The organism is Gordonia rubripertincta (genome assembly GCF_038024875.1).
Classification (GTDB): domain Bacteria; phylum Actinomycetota; class Actinomycetes; order Mycobacteriales; family Mycobacteriaceae; genus Gordonia; species Gordonia rubripertincta.
Genome location: NZ_CP136136.1, coordinates 4,941,003 through 4,960,424 on the forward strand (window position 1 = coordinate 4,941,003; position 19,422 = coordinate 4,960,424).

Annotated in this window: 22 protein-coding genes; 11 read left to right on the top strand and 11 right to left on the bottom strand. The window is 67.4% G+C overall.

Annotated features, from left to right (window positions below; all coding sequences use genetic code 11):
- Positions 1–131: 131 nt before the first annotated feature.
- From RVF83_RS22505 to RVF83_RS22525, 5 genes are all read right to left on the bottom strand, one after another.
- The gene (locus tag RVF83_RS22505; RefSeq protein WP_005198757.1) at positions 132–611 is read right to left on the bottom strand and encodes a DUF4334 domain-containing protein; all 480 of its coding nucleotides are present in this window, start codon (positions 609–611) and stop codon (positions 132–134) included.
- Between the two features lie 67 nt (positions 612–678).
- Positions 679–1,521, bottom strand: a complete 843-nt coding sequence (locus tag RVF83_RS22510; RefSeq protein WP_005198756.1) for a lysophospholipid acyltransferase family protein — start codon at positions 1,519–1,521, stop codon at positions 679–681.
- 4 nt (positions 1,522–1,525) lie between these two features.
- Positions 1,526–2,452, bottom strand: coding sequence for a GNAT family N-acetyltransferase (locus RVF83_RS22515; RefSeq protein ID WP_005198755.1), 927 nt, complete (start codon positions 2,450–2,452; stop codon positions 1,526–1,528).
- A gap of 87 nt (positions 2,453–2,539) precedes the next feature.
- Entirely contained in the window at positions 2,540–3,496 is a 957-nt protein-coding gene (locus tag RVF83_RS22520) for an electron transfer flavoprotein subunit alpha/FixB family protein (RefSeq protein WP_005198754.1), read from the bottom strand.
- Positions 3,497–3,548: 52 nt separating this feature from the next.
- Positions 3,549–4,334 carry an electron transfer flavoprotein subunit beta/FixA family protein gene (locus RVF83_RS22525; RefSeq protein WP_005198753.1) on the bottom strand — a complete coding sequence of 262 codons (786 nt, stop codon included), beginning with the start codon at positions 4,332–4,334 and terminating at the stop codon, positions 3,549–3,551.
- 231 nt (positions 4,335–4,565) lie between these two features.
- On the opposite strand from RVF83_RS22525, the gene RVF83_RS22530 reads away from it, so the two are divergent.
- The 9 genes from RVF83_RS22530 (at position 4,566) to RVF83_RS22570 (ending at position 11,867) form a co-directional block, all read left to right on the top strand.
- The gene (locus tag RVF83_RS22530) at positions 4,566–5,384 is read left to right on the top strand and encodes a class I SAM-dependent methyltransferase (protein ID WP_039880448.1); all 819 of its coding nucleotides are present in this window, start codon (positions 4,566–4,568) and stop codon (positions 5,382–5,384) included.
- Positions 5,385–5,387: 3 nt separating this feature from the next.
- Entirely contained in the window at positions 5,388–6,941 is a 1,554-nt protein-coding gene (locus tag RVF83_RS22535) for a glycoside hydrolase family 57 protein (protein WP_005198751.1), read from the top strand.
- The gene (locus RVF83_RS22540) at positions 6,938–8,257 is read left to right on the top strand and encodes a glycosyltransferase family 4 protein (protein WP_005198750.1); all 1,320 of its coding nucleotides are present in this window, start codon (positions 6,938–6,940) and stop codon (positions 8,255–8,257) included. Before RVF83_RS22535 ends, RVF83_RS22540 begins: the two co-directional genes overlap by 4 nt.
- Positions 8,258–8,401: 144 nt before the next feature.
- The gene (locus RVF83_RS22545) at positions 8,402–8,692 is read left to right on the top strand and encodes an alternate-type signal peptide domain-containing protein (protein ID WP_005198749.1); all 291 of its coding nucleotides are present in this window, start codon (positions 8,402–8,404) and stop codon (positions 8,690–8,692) included.
- Between the two features lie 6 nt (positions 8,693–8,698).
- The gene (locus RVF83_RS22550; protein ID WP_005198748.1) at positions 8,699–8,929 is read left to right on the top strand and encodes a hypothetical protein; all 231 of its coding nucleotides are present in this window, start codon (positions 8,699–8,701) and stop codon (positions 8,927–8,929) included.
- A gap of 13 nt (positions 8,930–8,942) precedes the next feature.
- The gene (locus tag RVF83_RS22555; protein ID WP_005198747.1) at positions 8,943–9,512 is read left to right on the top strand and encodes a hypothetical protein; all 570 of its coding nucleotides are present in this window, start codon (positions 8,943–8,945) and stop codon (positions 9,510–9,512) included.
- Entirely contained in the window at positions 9,509–9,796 is a 288-nt protein-coding gene (locus tag RVF83_RS22560) for a hypothetical protein (protein ID WP_005198746.1), read from the top strand. The genes RVF83_RS22555 and RVF83_RS22560 overlap by 4 nt, the downstream gene beginning before the upstream one ends.
- Positions 9,793–10,359 carry a hypothetical protein gene (locus tag RVF83_RS22565; RefSeq protein ID WP_005198745.1) on the top strand — a complete coding sequence of 189 codons (567 nt, stop codon included), beginning with the start codon at positions 9,793–9,795 and terminating at the stop codon, positions 10,357–10,359. Before RVF83_RS22560 ends, RVF83_RS22565 begins: the two co-directional genes overlap by 4 nt.
- Positions 10,359–11,867: a hypothetical protein gene (locus RVF83_RS22570; RefSeq protein WP_005198744.1), complete on the top strand. Its 1,509-nt coding sequence runs from the start codon at positions 10,359–10,361 to the stop codon at positions 11,865–11,867. The genes RVF83_RS22565 and RVF83_RS22570 overlap by 1 nt, the downstream gene beginning before the upstream one ends.
- 57 nt (positions 11,868–11,924) lie before the next feature.
- On the opposite strand, the gene RVF83_RS22575 is transcribed toward RVF83_RS22570, so the two are convergent.
- Entirely contained in the window at positions 11,925–12,689 is a 765-nt protein-coding gene (locus RVF83_RS22575) for an acyltransferase (RefSeq protein ID WP_005198743.1), read from the bottom strand.
- 91 nt (positions 12,690–12,780) lie between these two features.
- Between RVF83_RS22575 and RVF83_RS22580 the strand changes: the two genes are divergently transcribed.
- Positions 12,781–14,118, top strand: a complete 1,338-nt coding sequence (locus RVF83_RS22580) for a PQQ-binding-like beta-propeller repeat protein (RefSeq protein ID WP_005198741.1) — start codon at positions 12,781–12,783, stop codon at positions 14,116–14,118.
- Positions 14,119–14,184: 66 nt separating this feature from the next.
- On the opposite strand, the gene RVF83_RS22585 is transcribed toward RVF83_RS22580, so the two are convergent.
- The 5 genes from RVF83_RS22585 to RVF83_RS22605 form a co-directional block, all read right to left on the bottom strand.
- Entirely contained in the window at positions 14,185–14,817 is a 633-nt protein-coding gene (locus RVF83_RS22585; RefSeq protein ID WP_005198740.1) for a DUF3887 domain-containing protein, read from the bottom strand.
- A gap of 57 nt (positions 14,818–14,874) precedes the next feature.
- Entirely contained in the window at positions 14,875–16,074 is a 1,200-nt protein-coding gene (locus RVF83_RS22590; RefSeq protein ID WP_005198739.1) for a class I SAM-dependent methyltransferase, read from the bottom strand.
- Between the two features lie 62 nt (positions 16,075–16,136).
- Positions 16,137–16,394, bottom strand: coding sequence for a hypothetical protein (locus RVF83_RS22595; protein WP_005198738.1), 258 nt, complete (start codon positions 16,392–16,394; stop codon positions 16,137–16,139).
- A 127-nt stretch (positions 16,395–16,521) separates the two neighbouring features.
- Positions 16,522–17,496, bottom strand: a complete 975-nt coding sequence (locus tag RVF83_RS22600; protein ID WP_005198737.1) for a class I SAM-dependent methyltransferase — start codon at positions 17,494–17,496, stop codon at positions 16,522–16,524.
- A 50-nt stretch (positions 17,497–17,546) separates the two neighbouring features.
- The gene (locus tag RVF83_RS22605) at positions 17,547–18,335 is read right to left on the bottom strand and encodes an enoyl-CoA hydratase-related protein (protein WP_005198736.1); all 789 of its coding nucleotides are present in this window, start codon (positions 18,333–18,335) and stop codon (positions 17,547–17,549) included.
- A 102-nt stretch (positions 18,336–18,437) separates the two neighbouring features.
- Here RVF83_RS22605 and ligD point away from each other — a divergent pair, with 102 nt between their 5' ends.
- A complete protein-coding gene (ligD, locus tag RVF83_RS22610; RefSeq protein ID WP_039880472.1) occupies positions 18,438–19,418 on the top strand; it encodes a non-homologous end-joining DNA ligase in 981 nt (326 codons plus the stop codon).
- The last annotated feature ends 4 nt before the right edge of the window (positions 19,419–19,422 follow it).

Sequence of the window (19,422 nt, forward strand, 5' to 3'; positions counted from 1 at the left end):
GGCATCGCTAGCAAGGATAAACGCGCGGCCGACGTCGACAAATTCCGCGACGTGTGAGCGCTGTGCGCCTCACGCCGGTCATCGGGCGCACGACCACCGGACCCGACCCCGCGGTCGCCTCCTCGGACGCCTCAGACGCGTTCGAGGTAGAAGTACAGGTGCCGTCCGTCGATGACGCCGCCCTTGCCGTTCATGATGCCCATGACGGTGGTGTCGTCGACGCGCTTGAAGTGATCGATGACCGGCTGGCCGTCGTAGACCATCGACGCGGTGAGCTCCCCGCGGAACTCGACCGCCCACAGGCTCGCCTCACCCTTGCCGAGTTCGACGTTCGAGAACAGCTTGCCGTCCTCGTCGCGGCACACCAGCGGCTGCACGTCGCTGCGCGAGGTGAAGGTCTTGCCGAACCAGTTGGCCTTCCCCAGCATGCCGTTGATGGCGTGACCGGTGGTGAACTCGCCGCCCTTCCAGGCGCCCAGCATCTCCTCGGGACGCAGCGTCGCGAGCCCCGCCCAGACGGTGTCGAGGACCGCGTCGTCGACGAGACCTTCCGCTTCCCGCAGCTCGAAGAACTTGGCGCGGGCCGCTTCCCGGCTGAGGGTGGACGTCATCGTCGGACTCCTTCGACATACGGCGATCTGCGCGGCCACGGGTTCGGCCACACCGAAGAAACCTATATCAGAGAACGGCCGATGTCACTTTCCGCGCGCTCAGCACCCGCTCACAACGCCGGGCCAGTTCCCGACGGTCGGCGCCCGGCGCCTCGGCCCGTTCGAGGCGGACGACCACGGTGAGTCCGCGGGCCCGTAGTACCCGACGGAGGGTGTCGAGCGGCGAGTCGTCGCCGATGAAACTCGGGGCCGTCGCGGCACCCCCGTCGGGTCCGACGAACCGCAGGCGAACCGGGAACACCGGCACCTCCGCGTCGACCGCCGCCTGGAAGAACGCCGGGCGGAACGCGCCACCCGTCCGGCCGCAGAAGGTCGTTCCCTCCGGGAACACGATCACCGACGATCCGGCGGCCAGTCGCGCGGACACATCGCCCACCGCCGCCGGGAGTCCGCGCAGCGTCCCACGGTCGACGGCGATCACCCCGAACCGGCGTGCGAGCCCCGCCACCACCGGCATGTCGACGACATCGGACTTCGCTACCACCGGCGCCGGGCTGACAAGCGCGAGCGCGAGGACGTCGAGGAAGGAGATGTGGTTGGCGACGATGAGCCCGGTCGCGCGTCGATCGCTCCGCCGGTCGTCGACGACGACCCCGATGCCGAGCGCTGCGAGCAGTGGCCGTGCGGCCCGCGCTCGCAACGCTCGTCGCGGCCGCCTCCGGAGCCGCGCCATCGTCCCGTCGGCAATGGGTGTCGCGACGATCCAGCCGGCGATCGCGGCGAGACGACACAGCCGCGCGCCCGCGACGACGGCGTCGGCCACGCGCCTCTCGACCCGCGGACCGAGGCAGGCATGCCCGCAGTCACTGACCGGGAACCACGGGTGACGCTCCACCGGCAGGGTGGTCACCGCGTCAGGACCTCGCCGAGCCGAGACGCTGGGCACTCGATCGCAGGCGGTCGAGATAGCGCCGGTTGGCGCCCTCCCGGTCGAGCAGGGTGAGGAAGTCCGCGACATCGAACACATCGTCGACGGCGGGCTCGCCACAGATACGAGCACCCATCCGCAGGTATCCGCGCATCAGGGGCGGCATCCCGATGGTGTCCGAGGGCGTGATGTCGTCGAGGAGACGCCCACCGATACGCGGGGGCGTCAGCGGCGCAACCCGCCGAACCGGGTCGGAGTAGTCGTCGCGTAGGCGATCACGGACGGCGCGCAACACGGATCCGGGCATCCACTCCCCCGGGCTGTGCAGCGGCACCGAGACACAACCCATCAGATACCGGTAGCCCGCGAGATCCATGTACTGCAGCAGAGCCGCCCACATGAGGGCGGTGACGGATCCGTCACGGTGCCCGCCGAGTACGCATGCACGACCCAATTCGACTGTCTCGGAAAAGATGTCACCCAACTGACGCAGGTCGAACTCGGTTGACGAGTACCAGCCGCCGGCGGCGATTGCCCGCGGCGGTGCCAATAGCCGCGCGCACCCGATGACGCCGTGGTCGTCGTGCCGCACGATGAGGTGTTCACAGAATTCGTCGAATCGGTCGACGTCACAACCGGTGGTCGCGTCGCCGATTCGATCGGAGAAGCCGGGCTCGTCGGCGAAGACCCGGAAGCGAAGTCGTTGGGCGGCAAGGATGTCGGCCGAGTCGTCGGACACCAGCACCCGAACCGGGCCGGCGGTCAGCAGGGTGGCCGAGACAGCGGAATCGGTTGCCGTAGTGGTGGCGATGGACTGCAGAGCGTTCATGCCCCGTATGAAAGCCACCGCCGGCGTCGTCACGACCACGGCCGCGTGACGTGTCGGGGCGATCCGGATGAACACGAGCCGCATCGGCGGGCTCGGATGAACAGGCCGCAAACGCACGGTGGCCCCCGACGCGGAGTCGGGGGCCACCGGGGTACTACGTGATCTCGTGGATCACTTGCGCTTCTTGACCTCTTCGGTCAGCTGCGGGGCGACGTTGCACAGGTCGCCCACGATGCCGTAGTCGGCGATCTCGAAGATCGGCGCCTCTTCGTCCTTGTTGACCGCGACGATGGTCTTCGAGGTCTGCATGCCGGCGCGGTGCTGGATGGCGCCCGAGATACCCAGGGCGACATAGAGCTGAGGCGACACGGTCTTACCGGTCTGACCGACCTGGAACTGACCCGGGTAGTAGCCGGAGTCGACGGCGGCACGCGAGGCGCCGACAGCGGCACCGAGCGCGTCGGCGAGTTCCTCGACGACCGAGAACTTCTCGGCGCTACCGACACCGCGACCACCGGAGACGACGATCGACGCTTCGGTGAGCTCGGGACGATCGCCACCGATGTTCGGCTCGACCTTGGTGATCTTGACGGCGTTCTCGGCGGCCGCCGGGACCTCGACGTCGACACGCTCGCCGGCACCGGCCTGCGGAGCGGCCTCGACGCCACCGGGACGGATCGAGATGACCGGGGTGTCGCCCTTGGCCTGTGCCTCGACGGTGAACGCGCCACCGAAGATGGAGTGGATGCCCACGCCGCCTTCCTTGACGTCGACGACGTCGGCGAGCACACCCGAACCGAGTCGCACGGCGAGACGGCCGGCGATCTCCTTGCCGTCGGCGGTGGCCGCGACCAGGATCGCTGCCGGAGCGGCGCTCTCGGCGATCGAGGACAGTACGTCGACCTGGGGGTTGATCAGGTACGAGGCGGCGTCGTCGGACTCGGCGACGTAGACCTTCTCGGCGCCGGCTTCCTTGAGGCCGTCGATGATCGCGTCGGCCGAGCCGGGCTTGCCGACGACGACAGCCGACGGGGTACCGAGAGCGCGGGCGGCGGTGATGAGCTCGCTGGTGACCTTCTTCAGGGCGCCTTCGGCGTCCTGCTCCACGAGCACGAGTACTTCTGCCATGTTGGTTTTCTCCTGAATGTCTGGGGTTCGCCGGATGGACTGGTGGGGAAGATCAGATGATCTTCTGGCCGACCAGGTACTCGGCGACCTTCGTGCCGCCGTCGCCTTCGTCGGTGACGCGCTCGCCCGCGGTCTTCGGCGGCTTCGGGGTGGAGGAGTTCACGACGCTGCCGGCGTTCTCCAGGCCCACATCGGTCGGCTCGACGTCGATCTCGGCCAGCGAGACGACGGTGACTTCCTTCTTCTTCGCGGCCATGATGCCCTTGAAGGACGGGAAGCGAGGCTCGTTGATCTTCTCGTTGACCGAGACGATCGCCGGGAGCTGCGCCTCGACGTGGAAGATGCCCTCGTCGGTCTCACGCTCACCCTTGAGGGTCTCGCCCTCGAGGGTCAGCTTGCGCAGGTGCGTGAGGTGCGGGAGCTCGAGGTACTCGGCGATCATGGCCGGGATCGCGCCGACGCGGCCGTCGGTGGCCTCGTTACCGGCGATGACGAGCTCGACGCCCTCGACGGTGCCCAGTGCGCGGGCCAGGACGTAGGCGGTCTGGACCGCGTCCGAGCCGTGGAGCGCGTCGTCCTTGATGTGGATGGCCTTGTCGGCGCCCATCGACAGAGCCTTCCGGATGGCGTCGGTGGCGCGGTCGGGACCCGCAGTCAGGATGGTGACCTCACCGCCGTCGGCTTCCTTGATCTTCAGCGCTTCCTCGACGGCGCGCTCGTTGATCTCGTCCAGAACCGCGTCAGCTGCCTCGCGGTCCAGGGTGTAGTCGTCGTCGGACAACTTGCGCTCGGACCACGTGTCGGGAACCTGCTTGATCAGTACGACAATGTTTGTCATTGGTCTTCGTCGACCTCCTGCGTCGGGTTCGGCAACTTACCGGCGGGTAAGGCCATTGGTCTCCACCACTTTAGCGTCTCCTATGTTCTCACTAAACATCGACTACCTCACACTATGGACCGGCGTCGTACCTGGACAGAGAACCGGCGACGACCACGGCCGATCGTTCGGTCGGTGGCCGACGCCAGGACGAACCGGGACGCCGCGACCCCATGCCCTACGCTCTTGCAGATGACTGACGCAGACCTCGGTTCTCCGCCGACGGCCGGGATGACCGGTCTGGAGTCCCTCGACGCCGACCAACAGCTGGCGCTGACCGGCGAGCGGACGGTTCCCGGGATACCCGCGGAGAACTACTGGTTCCGCCGCCACGAGATCGCCTACCGGCACATCCTCGACCGCTGCACGGGGCGCGAGGTCCTGGAAGCCGGGTCCGGCGAGGGCTATGGGGCCGCGATGATCGCCGACGCCGGGGCGTCGTCGGTGGTCTGCGTCGACTACGACACCTCGGCGGTCGAACACACCCGCCGCCGCTACCCCGGGCTGATCGTGCACCAGGGCAATCTGATCGATCTCCCGTTGGACGACGCCTCGGTGGATCTGGTGGTGAACTTCCAGGTGATCGAGCACCTGTGGGATCAGGCCGCATTCATCGCCGAGTGCCGGCGCGTGCTGCGTCCGGGCGGCGAGCTGCTGATCTCGACGCCCAACCGGATCACCTTCTCCCCCGGCCGGGACACCCCGCTCAACCCGTTCCACACCCGCGAGCTCAACGCCGCCGAACTCACCGAGCTGATCGTCGACGGCGGGTTCACCCTCGACGCGATGCTCGGCGTGCACCACGGACCGCGCCTGGTCGCACTCGACGAGAAGTGGGGCGGATCGCTGATCGACGCCCAGATCGAGCGGGCCCTCGCCGGCGAACCGTGGCCGGCCGACCTCGTCGACGACGTCGCCGGTGTGGCCGCCGAGGACTTCGCCGTGCGCGACGCGCGCGAGTCCGACATCGACGCCTCGCTCGACCTGGTCGCGGTGGCGACCCGGGACTGAGCAATGACCATGAGCACCCCCGAGGTTCCGGGACAGTTCACCTTCGTCCTGCACTCCCATCTGCCCTGGCTGGCCAACCACGGGCGCTGGCCGGTCGGCGAGGAATGGCTCTACCAGTCGTGGGCGTCGTCGTACATCCCCCTGTTCGACGTTCTCGAACGTCTCGCCGACGACGGTTTCACCGACCAGTTGACCCTCGGGATCACCCCGGTCCTGGCCGCGCAGCTCGACGACCCGCACTGCGCGTCGTCGATGTACGAATGGCTGGCCGACTGGCAGCTGCGGGCGACCGAGGCCGCGACGTCGAACGACCCCGACCGCGCCGACGCCGGTCGCCGTGAGTTCCTCGACGCCCAGCGCGCGCTGGAGACCTTCGAGACGAAGTGGCGACACGGCGCCTCACCACTGATCCGCGGTGTCGCCTCGAGCGGGGTCGCCGAGATCCTCGGCGGACCCCTCGCGCATCCGTTCGCGCCGCTGCTCGACCCGCGGTTGCGCACCTTCTTCCTCCGTGAGGGCCTCTACGACGCACACGCACGCTGGGGTTTCGACCCCGCAGGCATCTGGGCACCCGAATGCGCCTTCGCGCCGGGGATGGAAGCGGAGTACGCGCGCGCGGGAGTCGGGCACTTCATGGTCGACGGTCCGACCCTGCACGGCGACACCGCCCTCGGCCGCCCGGTCGGAGACAGCGGGGTCATCGCCTACGGACGTGACCTCACCGTCAGTTACCGCGTGTGGTCGCCGAAGTCGGGCTACCCCGGCCACGCCGCCTACCGCGACTTCCACACCTACGACCATGAATCGGGACTGAAGCGGTTCCGCGTCACCGGACGTTCGGTGCCGGGCAACCAGAAGAAGCCCTACGATCCGGCCCGCATCGACGCCGTGATCGACCGCCACGTCGAGGATTTCGTCGGGCACGTCCGGGAGCGCCTCATCGAGGAGTCGGCGCGCATCGGCCGCGACGCGCTGGTGGTCGCAGCCTTCGACACCGAGCTCTTCGGGCATTGGTGGCATGAGGGTCCGATCTGGCTCGAACGCGTCCTTCGTCGCCTGCCCGAGGTCGGGGTGAAGGTCGGAACCCTCGCCGGCGCAACGCGATCCGGACTCGTCGGCGAGCCGGTCGATCTCCCCGCGTCGTCGTGGGGGTCGGGTAAGGACTGGCGCGTGTGGAACGGTCCACAGGTGCAGCACCTCGTCACCCTCAACGAGGAGGTGACCGAGACCGCCCTCGACGCCGTGGCCAAACTCCTCGCCGGTGGCGGACAGCGCAGCCGCGTCGCCGATCAGATCGTCCGGGAGACGCTGCTCACGGTGTCTTCCGACTGGCCTTTCATGGTGTCGAAGGACACTGCCGCGCAGTACGCTGTCTCGCGAGCGCACACGCACGCACATGCCACGCGCGAGATCTGCGATGCCGCCATGCGCGGACGTGACGAGGTCGCGGCGGACCTGGCACGGAACTGGGCGCGGGCCGACAATCTGTTTCCCGCACTCGATGCGCGCCGGTTGCACGCGATCTTGACCGCGGATGCTGAGGGGGGCGTCGGATGAAGGTGCTGTTCGTGTCGTGGGAATACCCGCCCGTCGTGGTCGGTGGACTGGGTCGACATGTGCACCACCTCGCCACCGAGATGGCCGCCGCCGGACACGATGTGGTGGTGCTGACGCGCCGCCCCTCGGGCACCGATGCGGTCAGCCACCCGACGACCGACTCTGTCGTGGAGGGCGTACGCGTGATCGCGGTCGCCGAGGATCCGCCGGAGTTCGAGTTCGGTCAGGACATGATGGCCTGGACTCTCGCGATGGGTCATTCGTTCATCCGGGCGGGACTCAAGATCCTGGCCGGCGCCGGGAGCGGAGCGAGCGGGCCGAATGTTTACGGCGAGAGAGCATTCGCGGATTCTTCGACCCGATGGATTCCCGACGTCGTGCACGCACATGACTGGCTGGTGGCCCACCCGGCGATCGCGCTGGCCGAATTCTTCGACGTGCCACTGGTTTCCACCATCCACGCCACCGAGGCGGGACGGCACAGCGGCTGGGTCAGCGGCCGCACCAATCGCCAGGTGCACTCGGTCGAATGGTGGCTCGTCGCCGAATCAGACTCCCTCATCACATGTTCGACGTCCATGCGCGACGAGGTCAACCGGCTCTTCGGTTACGACGCCGCGGACATCTCCGTGATCCACAACGGAATCGACGTCGACACATGGCCGTTCGCTGCACGCACCCGGACCAGCGGTCCGGCGGAACTGCTGTTCGCCGGCCGCCTCGAATACGAGAAGGGCGTGCAGGACCTACTCGCCGCGCTCCCCCGTATCCGCCGCAGCCATCCCGGCACCACTCTGACCATCGCGGGTGACGGAACCCAGCGCGACTGGCTGCTGGAGCAGGCGCGCAAGCACCGGGTGAGCAAGGCGGTGCGGTTCGTCGGCGCCGTCGACCACGACCAGCTCGTGACGCTCATGCACCGCTGCGACGCGATCGTCTTGCCCAGCCGGTACGAGCCGTTCGGCATCGTCGCCCTCGAGGCCGCGGCCACCGGCATCCCGCTGATCGTCTCCACCGCAGGCGGTCTCGGCGAAGCGGTGCAGGAACCCGACACCGGCCTCACCTTCGAACCGGCCGACGTCGCCGGCCTCGCTGCCGCAGTACGCGCGACACTGTCGGACCCCGGCGCCGCAGCGCAGCGAGCCCTCCGGGCACGTGCCCGACTGACCGCGGAGTTCTCCTGGGCCGAGGTGGCCGAGCGGACCGCGTCGGTGCATCTCGCCGCCAAGCGACGCGTGCGTCATCCGGTCGGGCGACCGGACATTCCGCTGCGTCCCCTCCCGGAACGGGATCCGGGAAAACCCGCCGCGCACTGATTTGCACTTTCCATAACGAGTTAATTCCGAATGATAAATAACATCCGCTCCTAAAGCGGACCTGGTTCCGGTTTTGCTAACGTGACGCGCATTGCCCACAGTGAATTTTCCTGGGCACAGTTTCTCCCTGGAAGGGGCACGTTCATGAATCGGAAATCCAAGGGCGCAATTGCCGTCGGCGCGGGCGCGATCCTACTTCTCGGAGGCATGGGGTCATATGCGTTGTGGAGTGATGAAGAGGAAGTCGCCGGTGGCAACATCACCGCCGGCGACTTCGGGCTGGTCTGCCCCGCGGGTACATGGACAGACATCTCGGGCAACATGAACGGCGGGACGACGATCGACCCGGCAACGGATCTCATGGTGCCCGGCGACACCTGGCGGTACAACGCGAGCTGCACCGTGACCGCGACCGGAAAGAACATGAAAGCCTAACTCTCGGTGACCGGGATCGGCACCGGATCGACCGTTCCCGATACGACGTATGTCACCACCACCACTCAGGTGGGAGCAGGAACCCCGAATACGGCCGTCGTGGTTTCCGACGCGCAGGTCATTCCGGTATCCGTCACCGTGGCGTTCGCTGAGAACACTCCGAACCTGGATTTCACCGACGGACAAATCAATGTCAGCGGAATGAGAATCGCGTTGAATCAGGTCCGACCGGCATAACGTCGGTTCACTTATGCCCGCAGCCTTCACGCGGCGGGGCATCCTCCTCGCCGCCCTGGCGATCGTGGTGGCCGTGCTGTTCTTCGGATCGGTGCGGACCACCGGGGCACTATGGGCCGAGCGGAGAGATGTCTCCAGCAGCAACATCACCACCGGCACGCTCGGCCTGGCACCGGGGGCCGGTGGTGGCTCGTTCACCTTCCCCGCCTTGAACGGATCGAATGTCGTTCCCGGACAGGCCCAGCAGGCGGTGCTGCACGTCACCAACACCGGCTCGACGCCGTTGCGGTTCCGACTGGCAACGGCCGGGCCATCGGTGTCGACGCCAGGTGCAACGGTGACGGTCAACCTGTCCGGCGCCCCGGCATCGAACTGCCCAGGCACCGGCACTCCTCTGACCGGCGCGTTCACCGCCCAGGACAGCTCGGCCCCGGGCACCGTGTTCACCTCGCCCTGGTCACCTCTCGCCGTCGGCGCCGTCACCTCGTGGTGCATTCGCGCGACCCTCGTCTCGGTGACGGGGGCACAGCCGGCGACCTTCACGATCACCTTTGGTTTCGCAGCGGAGCAGACCCGACCATGAACGAACCGAGATCGACACCGGCCCTCGACGATCAGCCGATGGCCGAGTTCGACAACCCGGACGCCGGACGTGATCACCCGGACGTGCGCCGCGGTGTCCTGCACCATCTGTGGGAGGCCGTGTCCTGGCTGCTGCTCATCGGCTGGGTCAACAACTGGTTCACGGAGAAGCGTCGAACCGTGACCGCGTTCGCTCTTGCCGGACTCCTGTTCGTCTACGGCGCATGGCAATTCATCGCGGATCGTCGGGAACGCGAGAACGACGACCCGGAGCCGGCGCCATGACACGCCTCACCTGGTCATCCGGCGCGTCTCGCCGCCTGCGCGCGCTGCTGACGTGCGGAATCCTGCTGACGACGGCGACAATCGGCACGACTGCCTTGTGGACCACGAGCGCGGCCACCACCTCCGGCACGTTCACGACCGCGAATGTGGAGATCAAGGCCAATGGTTCGGCGTCGTACCTGTTCGCCTTTCCCGGGTCGCTCCTACCTGGGGACACCACAGCCTTTGTGATCAACGTGCAGAACACCGGTTCGGTGTCGTTTCACTACAACTCCAAGGTCTCCAGCGCGACGGCACTGGGGCAGGCGATGCTGCTGAAGGTGGTGGCCGGCGGATCGGTCAGCGGCTCTACGTGCGTCCCGGGCGCAAACGGTATTCAGGTCGCCGACAACGTCCCGATCACCGGTAACCCGGTGGCCTTTTCGACGGGGCGGGGCCCACTCGCGGCGACGAGCGGCAGCGAGGCGTTGTGCCTGCAACTGACCTTGCCTACCACTGCGGCCGGAAACCTCGCGGGGACAGGCGGTTCGGTCACCTTCACGTTCGATACGACGGTGCCGTGATGCAACACACCGAAATCGAGGACTTCCCGACCGCCGGATTCGCGTCACCCACTCCCCGCCGCCGGGGCGATCGTCTACTGACGGTCGGTGCCGTCTTGGGCAGCGTTTGTCTGATCGCGACGATCATCGCGTTGGCCTTCGGGGTCCGTCCGATGATCTTCGAGACCGGGTCGATGGCGCCCACCATCCCGACCGGTTCGCTCGGACTCGGCCATTCGATGCCGGCCACCTCCGTGCAACGCGGCGACGTCGTGAGCGTCATCCGCGACGACGGAGTGCGAGTGACGCATCGAGTCGCCTCGGTCGACGGGCGTACCGGTAATTCCGTATCCCTGACACTGCGCGGCGATGCGAACGACGCCGACGATCCGCGAACGTACGCCGTGACCCAGGTCGACCGCGTTCTCGGGACTGTGCCGTTTCTCGGCTACGTCGCCGCCTGGCTCAAGAATCCGTACACGCTTGCTCTACAAGCTCTCGCGATCCTGTTTCTTCTCGCTGTCGGCTTCGCACCGAGGCAGGGTTGGCGCAATTCGTCTGCAGGCCAACGCGTCCTGACCGGCACGGCCGCCGCCACGGTCGTCGTAGTGGGGATCACCAGCGTCCACGGCACCGCTGAGGCATTGGCGGCCTCCGACACAGCAACCGCCACGGGCACGGTGAACGCCGGCCGGCCTGCCGGTCCGACATCGTTCAGCTGTACCAACAGCTCGGTCCTTATTCTGTTCTCATCGGTACAGCTGAGCTGGCCGGCCTCGCCGAATTACACGGCGTACAAGTTGAGCCTCCCCGACGACGACGACGCCCATCTGGCTACGGTACCGGCCACCCAGACCACCGGTACCGAGACCTACGTGATCGCCGAGGACCTTCTCTCCGCTCTTCTCGACCTGTTGAACATCTTCGGCAGCAGTTCAGTCCGAATTCGACTCACGAACCTGGTCGGAAATTTTGAATCCGCGGGTTACCGGGACCAATGGATTCGCAAGACGACTCTCCTCGAACTGCCAACAGGAATCAAATGCGGAACCGCCCCCGCAGGCGCGGCGCTTCGCGCGGCCCCGGAGTCGTCGGATCCCGGTCAGGCCGCCACACAAACCGACGGCGCAGAGCACGCCGACGAGTCGACCTCGGCGACCACGACGCCAGACAGCACCGCCCCTCCGGCCGGCGGAATCCTCTCCGAACCAAGCGACTACGCGTACTTCCGGTCGGGAAGCGAGGTGACGATCCGCAGCACCGAAACCGGCGAGGCCGTGTACGAGGGACGGTATCCGTCGACCAGCGAGATCCGTTGGCTTCCCGGGACCTCGACCCTGGAGGTCACCGACCCGGACGGCACGGTGACGACCGTCGAACGGAACGGATCGCGGTGGACCGAGACCGTCGTCGAACCCGCAGCCGCCGAGGCGACGGCTCCGACCGACGACAGCGACGCGCCGTCGCACTCGCCGTCGACCCCGGCAGCCACGTCGATGCCGTCTGGGGACGAACCTGCCGAACCCTGATCTCGCAGGGCCGGATCGACGTCGCGCGCGACGTCGAACCGGACGGCCGGTCGGTCGCTACTTCGCCTTCTCCGCCGCAGCTCTCTCGGCGGCGGCCTTCTTGCGTTCGATGTCGGCGAGGGCGCGTTCGAGCTCCGCGCGCTGTTCGGCGTTCTTGGCCCAGTCGTCCAAGCGGTTCTTGACCACGCGGGCGGGTGCGCCGACCGCGATCGAGTAATCCGGGATCTTTCCCTTGACCACCGCGTGCGAACCGAGGACGCAACCGCGGCCGACGATCGTGTTGCGCAGCACCGACACCTTCGCGGCCACCCAGGTGTCCGGCCCGATGCGGACCGGACCCTTCACGATGCCCTGGTCCTTGATGGGGAGCGTGATGTCGTCCATCTTGTGGTCGAAGTCGCAGATGTAGCACCAGTCGGCGATGAGCGTCGACCCGCCGATCTCGAGGTCGAGGTAGGCGTTCACGACGTTGTTGCAGCCGAAGACGGTCTTGTCGCCGATCTTCAGACTGCCCTCGTGGCAGCGGATCGAGTTGCCGTCGCCGATGTGCACCCAGCGGCCGATCTCCATCCGGGCGAGTTCCGGAGTGCAGTGGATCTCCACGTTGCGGCCGAGGAAGACCATCCCCCGCAGCACCACATGCGGGTTGGCCAGGCGGAACTTCGCGAGACGGTAGTAGCGGACCAGGTACCACGGGGTGTACGCGCGATTGCGTTTCACCCAGCGCAGCGAATCGAGAGTGAGGAATCGTGCCTGCTCGGGATCGCGACGGCGGCCGGCGCGGCGTCGCGATCGGTAGGAGGCGTTCCACATGGTGGTCATGGGACAAACCCTAAACGACCCGAAAATCACACACGATAGGCTCACTCCTGGCACGACTCGTGCCGGAGAGCACCCGACTATGAGGAGCAGGATGGCCCTGGCACGACAGCAGGTGTCCCGACACCGCCGATCTGCGCTGACCCGCCTGTTCGTCGCCGTCATGGCCGTCAGCTCGCTGGTGCTCGCCGGCTGCTCCGACGGACACATCGACGTCCGGTCGGTCCCGAGCGTCGGCTGGCCCAGCTACGGCGGCGTCCCCGGCAACGCGAACTTCGCCTACGCCGACGTCCCCGACGACCTCACCCTCAGCTGGACACGCCCCACCGGCGGTCCCGTCACCGCGCCCGTCACCATTTCGGGCAAGGGCAATGTCGGTGTCACGTCGAACGCCGCTCAGGGCTGCAACGTGCTGGTGCTCGACGGCCGATCGGGTCGCAAGAACTTCTGCAAGGACATGCGCGCGGGTGTCGAGGTCAATGCGATGCTCGTCGACCAGTACGACCAGCCGTACCTCGGCGAGGAGACCACCTTCCTCGCGTTCAACGCCGGTGGCGCGATCCGCTGGCGCGCCGGCGTCATCGGTGTCCCTCTGTCGGCGAAGTTCGCCGCGCCGAACGAGGTGCTGGTGACCACGACGCAGGGTCAGATCCTGCTGATCGACACCCAGCGCAACGAGCTCGTCGCCCCCGAGGTGAAGCTGCGCGACGATGCCGACCCGGCGCAGCCGCTCCTCGGTTTCGGCGACTGCGTGAGCAACGGGCCCCGGTGCGCGATCCCCGCACCCGCCGCGGTCGACACCGGCCGGGAACGCTTCTACCTCAACTTCTTCCCCCAGGGCGCGGCGTCGTCACAGATCCGGGCGATGAAGTACAACAAGGTCGCCGGCAAGCGCGAGGTGCGGACCGCCTGGCAGGCCGACGTCCCGAGCGGCGTCATCGGCACGCCGACCCTGTCCGCCGACGGTGCGACGCTGTACGCCTTCTCGCGGGACGGCAAGATCGTCGCCCTGAACACCGAGAACGGGTCGACCAAGTGGACCCAGGACATCGGGGGTCACGGCTTCGCGACGATGACCGTGTCGCCCGACGGCCTGATCATCCCCACCGGCTCGCTCGGTGCCCCGCTCACCCTGTACCGCGACGCGGGTGACCGCGCCGAGAAGGTCTGGCAGCGCACCGATCTCGCCACGGTCAGCCTGTCCGCGCTGACCCAGCAGAAGACCGCCTGGACCGTCGTCCGTGACGCCGGCAAGAACACCCTGTCACTGGTGGAGGTCTCCACCGACGACGGGACGACCAAACGCACTCTGCCGCTGCCGAATTCGTCCGGTTTCGCGACCGGCGTCTCGGTCTCCTACTCGGGTCAGATCGCGACCGCGACCAACCTCGGCGAGGTGTACTTCTTCGACAGCAAGAAGAACCTCGGATAGCTCCGACGCAGAGTGCGGGCTGAGTGTCGTTTCCCAACACTCAGCCCGCACTTCGTGTTTGGCCGCTCAGAGTTCCTTGCTCGCCGCGTCGGGATTGAGGAAGAACAACCCCGCGATCCGACCGTCGGCGTCGAACGCGACGCGGAAGACCATCTCCCCGGCCTCCTGCTCGAGCGGGACGTCGACCACCGTGTGCAGGCCGTGGCCGCGCACGAAAGGCGCTCCGGTGTTCTCGAGTTCGCCGTGGAGCGCGACGACTGACGCCCAGGCGTCGGCCAATGCGGTGTCGGTCAGGGCTGCGGTCATCGGCTCGTCGAAACGTGCTGTTACACTCGCCCACTCGGTCTTGGCGATCTTCTCGATGACGTCGAGGGCCATGGCATCGGCGTGGGCGATCGTGACTTTCTGCATGGGTGCTCCTGTTCTGGGATCGATGGGTTTGCCGAAGCGTTGGAACGCCGCCTGACGGGTGACACCGACGACGTCGCCGATCTCCTGCCAGGTACATCCGAACTCACGTGCGGCGCGAGCCGTGGCGCTGAGCAATTCCTCTGCACGACGGCCCAACTGGAGTGCGTCATGGACTCGGGTCAGTGCCGCCTCGCGAGCACCCGGGTCCCCCGGTTCGAAACCGGGTCCGGTTGCCACACTGCGCGCGTACCGCTCGATCTCCCGTGCTGTTTCTTCCACCTCGGACACTTGTAAAGATTAGGTTTACAAGTATCGAAGTGTCAAGCTCCGGTTTACAGCGGTCCGTCAGAACCTCACACCAGGCTCGCAGATGAAAGCGGTTCCCTTGCGTCCGATCCGGGTGAGCACGACCGACAGTGGGCGGTCACCCTTGGGTTTGAGCTTCTTGCGGAGCTGGTCGGGATCGACGTCGAGGCCGCGGACGAGGATCTCGAGCGGGCCGCAACCATGGGCGGCCAGGGCCTTGCGGAGAACCTTCTCCGTCACTCCGACCTGCTCGATCACCCGGAACCCGCGCGCCCCGGCGGGCACCGAATCGCCGGTCAGATAGGCGATCTGCGGGTCGAGTTGCCACAAGCCGAAGCGGTGGGCGTAGTGCTTGACGAGTCCGGCTCGCACGATAGCGCCGTCCGGATCGACGATCCACTCCCCCGCATCACCGGCCGGCACGTCGTCGTCCTCGTGATCGGTGATCTCGAACTCCGATACCGCGCCGTCGGGCCGGGTGCGCAGAACCGTTGCCCGGCGCCGGGTCTCGACCCCCGGCCCCGACCACAGGCACGCTTCGCGGACGCCCCCGTCGAGCGAGGTCACCTGCACCTCGCCGTCGAATCCGAACCGGTTCCGCAGCATCTGATGGTCCAGTCCGGGAGCACATTTCACGATCAGCACGCGGCCCGCATAGGTGGCGAGCAGTTCGAGCAGCGGTGGGGTCAGCTGGTCGAGACGGAAGATCCGGCCCGCATCGGAGCGTCGAGCAGGGTCGGCGAGAAGAACGTCCGCAGTCGAGGTCGGGGTCAGCGCATCCGCCACCAGAAGCGTCGCATCGGGTACGTTGTGGCGCGCCATCGCGAGCCGGACGCGGTCGAGGTCGCTGCCGATCACTCCGGCGATCCCGTTGACGCGCACCAGTTCCCGGAGCTCGGCACCGATCGAACAGGTCAGGTCGTGGACCACCGACGCCGAGAAGCGAGCGGCGATCTCGGCGGCGCGATGCGCAGCGACGACCGACGCGGTCGCCTGCTGCAGCCCGTCGTCGGTGAGCAACAACTCGGCCGGGTCCCGCAGTTTCGCTGCGGCTCGCCGACGGTTCCGGACGGTCTCGATCAGCGCGGCGTCGTGCGGTGTGTACCGGCCGCGGACCTCGGTGATGTCGGACAGCATCGACGCGGGGGTGAGCGCCAGACCCGACACCGTGTCGAGGGCCTTCTCACCGTGGCGCGACCGCAGGAACGCGACATCGTCGAGACCGAAGGTGTAGCTCATGATCCTTGCAGGCTACCGTCGTGGCCCGCGCCTCCCCGGGGCCACCCGCCGCGTCGCAGAGCCTACTGACGCAACTCCACGATGGAGGTGACGATCGTGGTCCGATCCCCGGTGGCCAACGACTCGTCGTCCGGGTCCTGCTCGGCCAGCACCACGTGTGTGGCGTTGGCGACGTTCAACAGATGGACCGTGCCCTCGACGTCGAGAGCGATGGGTTCGCGCTTCTCGATGGCCTCGTGGAGGAACTGCCTCACCTCCGGCACCGGATCACTGAAGAGCAGTCGGATCTCGAACTCATCGGACGTCAGCAGGGTGGCCATAGCCCATGGTTGCACGCAGGAAGCGGCCCCGGCCCCGAAAACGACGATCGGGCCGCCGCGAAAGCGACGACCCGATCGGTGGAGCGAATGCGCGTCAAATCCCTGCGCTTTCACAGATCGCCGGCGATCACTCCGGCTTGGTACCGGTGACCACGACGTTGTAGAAGAACTTCTGCGGGACGACCTTGCGCAGGACGTTCTCGTCCAGCCAGGTCAGGCGCTTCCAGCCGCCGAACGCGAATCGCGCCCAGCCCCAGCCGAGCTTCTCCGGCGGCACCGCGGCTTCGAAGGTGCGGACCGGCCAGCCGAGCATGGCGGCGGCCAGTTCCTCGGTGGCGGTGGCGACCTTGGCGGCACCGGCCGAACGGGCGATGCCCGCGAGCTCGTCGGGATCGAAGGTGTGGATGTCGACGACGGCCTCGAGCGCGGCGGCACGCGAGGACTCGTCGAGCTCCTCCTGCGGGCGACGCCAGCTCTGCAGCGGCCCGAACTTGGTGGCGTTGGTGGTGACGGCCCACGTCGCGCGACTCATCCAGCGCGCGTAGAAGTCACCGATGGTCGACGGTTCACCCGCGAAGATGAACCGGCCACCCGGCTTCAGCACGCGCAGCACCTCGCGCAGCGCCTGCTCGACATCCGGGATGTGGTGCAGCACAGCGTGTCCGACGACGAGATCGAAAGTGTTGTCGTCGTACGGGATCTTCTCCGCGTCGGCGACTCGGCCGTCGACGTCGAGGCCCAGGTTCTCGGCGTTGCGCAGCGCGACCTTCACCATGCCCGGCGACAGGTCGGTGACCGAACCCTTCTCGGCCACACCGGACTGCATGAGGTTCAGGAGGAAGAAGCCGGTGCCGCAACCGAGTTCCATCGCACGCCCGTACGGCAGCGACTCGTCGGTCTCGATGGCGTCGAACCGTCCACGCGCGTAATCGATGCAGCGTTCGTCGAAGCTGATCGACCACTTCTCGTCGTAGGTCTCGGCCTCCCAGTCGTGGTAGAGCACCTGGGCGAGCTTGGTGTCCTTCAGAGCGGCCTGCACCTGCTCCTCGGTGGCATGCGGATTCGGCGCCGGATCGATACCGGGAGTGGCGTCGGTGGTCATGATCGCTTCCTTGTCGCGTGGGTCGGTCAGTCGTGATGTTGGTGGGGCCGTCAGCGCCCGGTGAACTTCGCCTTGCCGGGACCGTTCTCCACGAACGACTTCATGCCGATGGCACGGTCCTCGGTCGCGAACAGCGCGGCGAAGAGCTGCTCTTCGATCTTGAGTCCGGTGTCGAGGTCGACGCCGAGGCCCTGGTCGACGGCCTTCTTGGCGGCGGCGATGGCCACCGACGCGGCGCCGGTGAACTGTCCCGCCCAGGCGAGGGCGGCGTTGTAGACCTCGTCAGGGGCGACAACCTCGTCGACCAGGCCGATGGCGAGTGCCTCCTCGGCGCCGACGAACCGGCCGGTGAAGATGAGGTCCTTGGCCTTGGCCGGTCCGATGAGCCGCGCCAGACGCTGCGTCCCGCCACCACCGGGGATGAGCCCCAGCAGGACCTCGGGCACGCCGAGCTTCGCGTTGTCACCGGCGATCCGGCGGTCGGCTCCCAGCGCGACTTCGAGGCCACCGCCCAGCGCGTAGCCGGTGATCGCCGCGACCGTGGGCTTCGGGATCTCGGAGATGGCGCCGAGGTCGCGCTGCAGACGACCCGCGACCTTGCTCATCTCGGCGTAGCCGAGGTCGTTCATCTCCTTGATGTCGGCGCCGGCGGCGAGGACCTTCGGTCCGCCGTAGACGACGACGGCCTTGATGTCGTCGCGCAGCGTCGCCTCCTCGGCGGCCGCGGCCAGCTCGGCCTGCACCTGGCGGCTCAACGCGTTCATCGGCGGGCGGGCCAGCAGGATGGTGCCCACGCCGGGATGATCGTCGGACGTTTCGAGGGTCACGAACTCAGGCATTCTCGAAGGCTACCGTCTGGTAAGTCAGCCCGGTGTCGCAGGCCGGTGTCACCGGCCCCGGAGATCCCACGCGTCACATCGAACCGCCCTACAGTGGGCGACATGGCCAAAGGCGCGGGTTCCGCAGGTGAGCCGATCGAGCTGACAGTGGGTGATCGCACCGTTCGCCTGTCGAGTCCGGACCGCGTGTACTTCACCGAACGCGGCGAGACCAAGCGCGACCTCGCCGAGTACTACCTGTCGGTCGGCGACGGCATCGTGCGGGCCCTGCGCGAACGTCCCTGCATGCTGCACCGTTTCCCCAAGGGCATCAGCGGCAACAAGGTGCACCAGAAGCGGGTCCCTGCGGGCGCACCGGACTGGCTGGAGACCACCGAGATCTACTTCCCCCGGTACGGGCGGACCGCCGACGAGCTGTGCGTGACCGAGCTGGCGTCGGTGATCTGGGCGGTGCAGATGTCGACGGTCGAGTTCCATCCCTGGAACTCCCGTCGAACCGATCCCGAATCCCCCGACGAGTGGCGTATCGACCTCGACCCCATGCCCGACTGCACCTTCTCACGCATCCAGCGGGTGTCCCACGTCGTCGAGGAGGTCCTCGACGAGCTGGGCATGCGCGGCTTCCCGAAAACCTCGGGGGGTCGCGGTCTGCACATCTACGTGCGCATCGCCCCCGAGTGGGGGTTCCCGCAGGTCCGACGCGCCGCGCTCGCCTTCGCGCGAGAGGTCGAGCGTCGCGCTCCGAAGGACGTCACGACGACGTGGTGGCGCAAGGACCGCGACCCGGCGGCCGTGTTCGTCGACTACAACCAGAACACTCGCGACCACACCATGGCGTCGGCTTACTCGGTGCGCGGCAACCAGCGCGCGACGGTGTCCACGCCGATCCGCTGGAACGAGATCGACGACATCGAACCCGACGATTTCACCATCGCCACCGTGCCCGCGCGGTTCGCCGACCTCGGGGATCTGCACGCCGAGATCGACGACGTCGCGTACCGACTCGACACACTGCTCGAATGGGCCGATCGCGAGGAGATCGGTGAGGACGAGGACGAGACGGTCGACCTCGACGAGGCCTGAGGCC

Coding starts and splice junctions, on each gene's coding strand:
- RVF83_RS22505 (WP_005198757.1), bottom strand. CDS start 611: ATGACGTCCACCCTCAGCCGGGAAGCGGCCCGCGCCAAGTTCTTCGAG.
- RVF83_RS22515 (WP_005198755.1), bottom strand. CDS start 2,452: ATGCGGCTCGTGTTCATCCGGATCGCCCCGACACGTCACGCGGCCGTG.
- RVF83_RS22520 (WP_005198754.1), bottom strand. CDS start 3,496: ATGGCAGAAGTACTCGTGCTCGTGGAGCAGGACGCCGAAGGCGCCCTG.
- RVF83_RS22525 (WP_005198753.1), bottom strand. CDS start 4,334: ATGACAAACATTGTCGTACTGATCAAGCAGGTTCCCGACACGTGGTCC.
- RVF83_RS22530 (WP_039880448.1), top strand. CDS start 4,566: ATGACTGACGCAGACCTCGGTTCTCCGCCGACGGCCGGGATGACCGGT.
- RVF83_RS22535 (WP_005198751.1), top strand. CDS start 5,388: ATGACCATGAGCACCCCCGAGGTTCCGGGACAGTTCACCTTCGTCCTG.
- RVF83_RS22540 (WP_005198750.1), top strand. CDS start 6,938: ATGAAGGTGCTGTTCGTGTCGTGGGAATACCCGCCCGTCGTGGTCGGT.
- RVF83_RS22545 (WP_005198749.1), top strand. CDS start 8,402: ATGAATCGGAAATCCAAGGGCGCAATTGCCGTCGGCGCGGGCGCGATC.
- RVF83_RS22555 (WP_005198747.1), top strand. CDS start 8,943: ATGCCCGCAGCCTTCACGCGGCGGGGCATCCTCCTCGCCGCCCTGGCG.
- RVF83_RS22560 (WP_005198746.1), top strand. CDS start 9,509: ATGAACGAACCGAGATCGACACCGGCCCTCGACGATCAGCCGATGGCC.
- RVF83_RS22565 (WP_005198745.1), top strand. CDS start 9,793: ATGACACGCCTCACCTGGTCATCCGGCGCGTCTCGCCGCCTGCGCGCG.
- RVF83_RS22570 (WP_005198744.1), top strand. CDS start 10,359: ATGCAACACACCGAAATCGAGGACTTCCCGACCGCCGGATTCGCGTCA.
- RVF83_RS22575 (WP_005198743.1), bottom strand. CDS start 12,689: ATGACCACCATGTGGAACGCCTCCTACCGATCGCGACGCCGCGCCGGC.
- RVF83_RS22580 (WP_005198741.1), top strand. CDS start 12,781: ATGGCCCTGGCACGACAGCAGGTGTCCCGACACCGCCGATCTGCGCTG.
- RVF83_RS22590 (WP_005198739.1), bottom strand. CDS start 16,074: ATGAGCTACACCTTCGGTCTCGACGATGTCGCGTTCCTGCGGTCGCGC.
- RVF83_RS22595 (WP_005198738.1), bottom strand. CDS start 16,394: ATGGCCACCCTGCTGACGTCCGATGAGTTCGAGATCCGACTGCTCTTC.
- RVF83_RS22600 (WP_005198737.1), bottom strand. CDS start 17,496: ATGACCACCGACGCCACTCCCGGTATCGATCCGGCGCCGAATCCGCAT.
- RVF83_RS22605 (WP_005198736.1), bottom strand. CDS start 18,335: ATGCCTGAGTTCGTGACCCTCGAAACGTCCGACGATCATCCCGGCGTG.
- ligD (WP_039880472.1), top strand. CDS start 18,438: ATGGCCAAAGGCGCGGGTTCCGCAGGTGAGCCGATCGAGCTGACAGTG.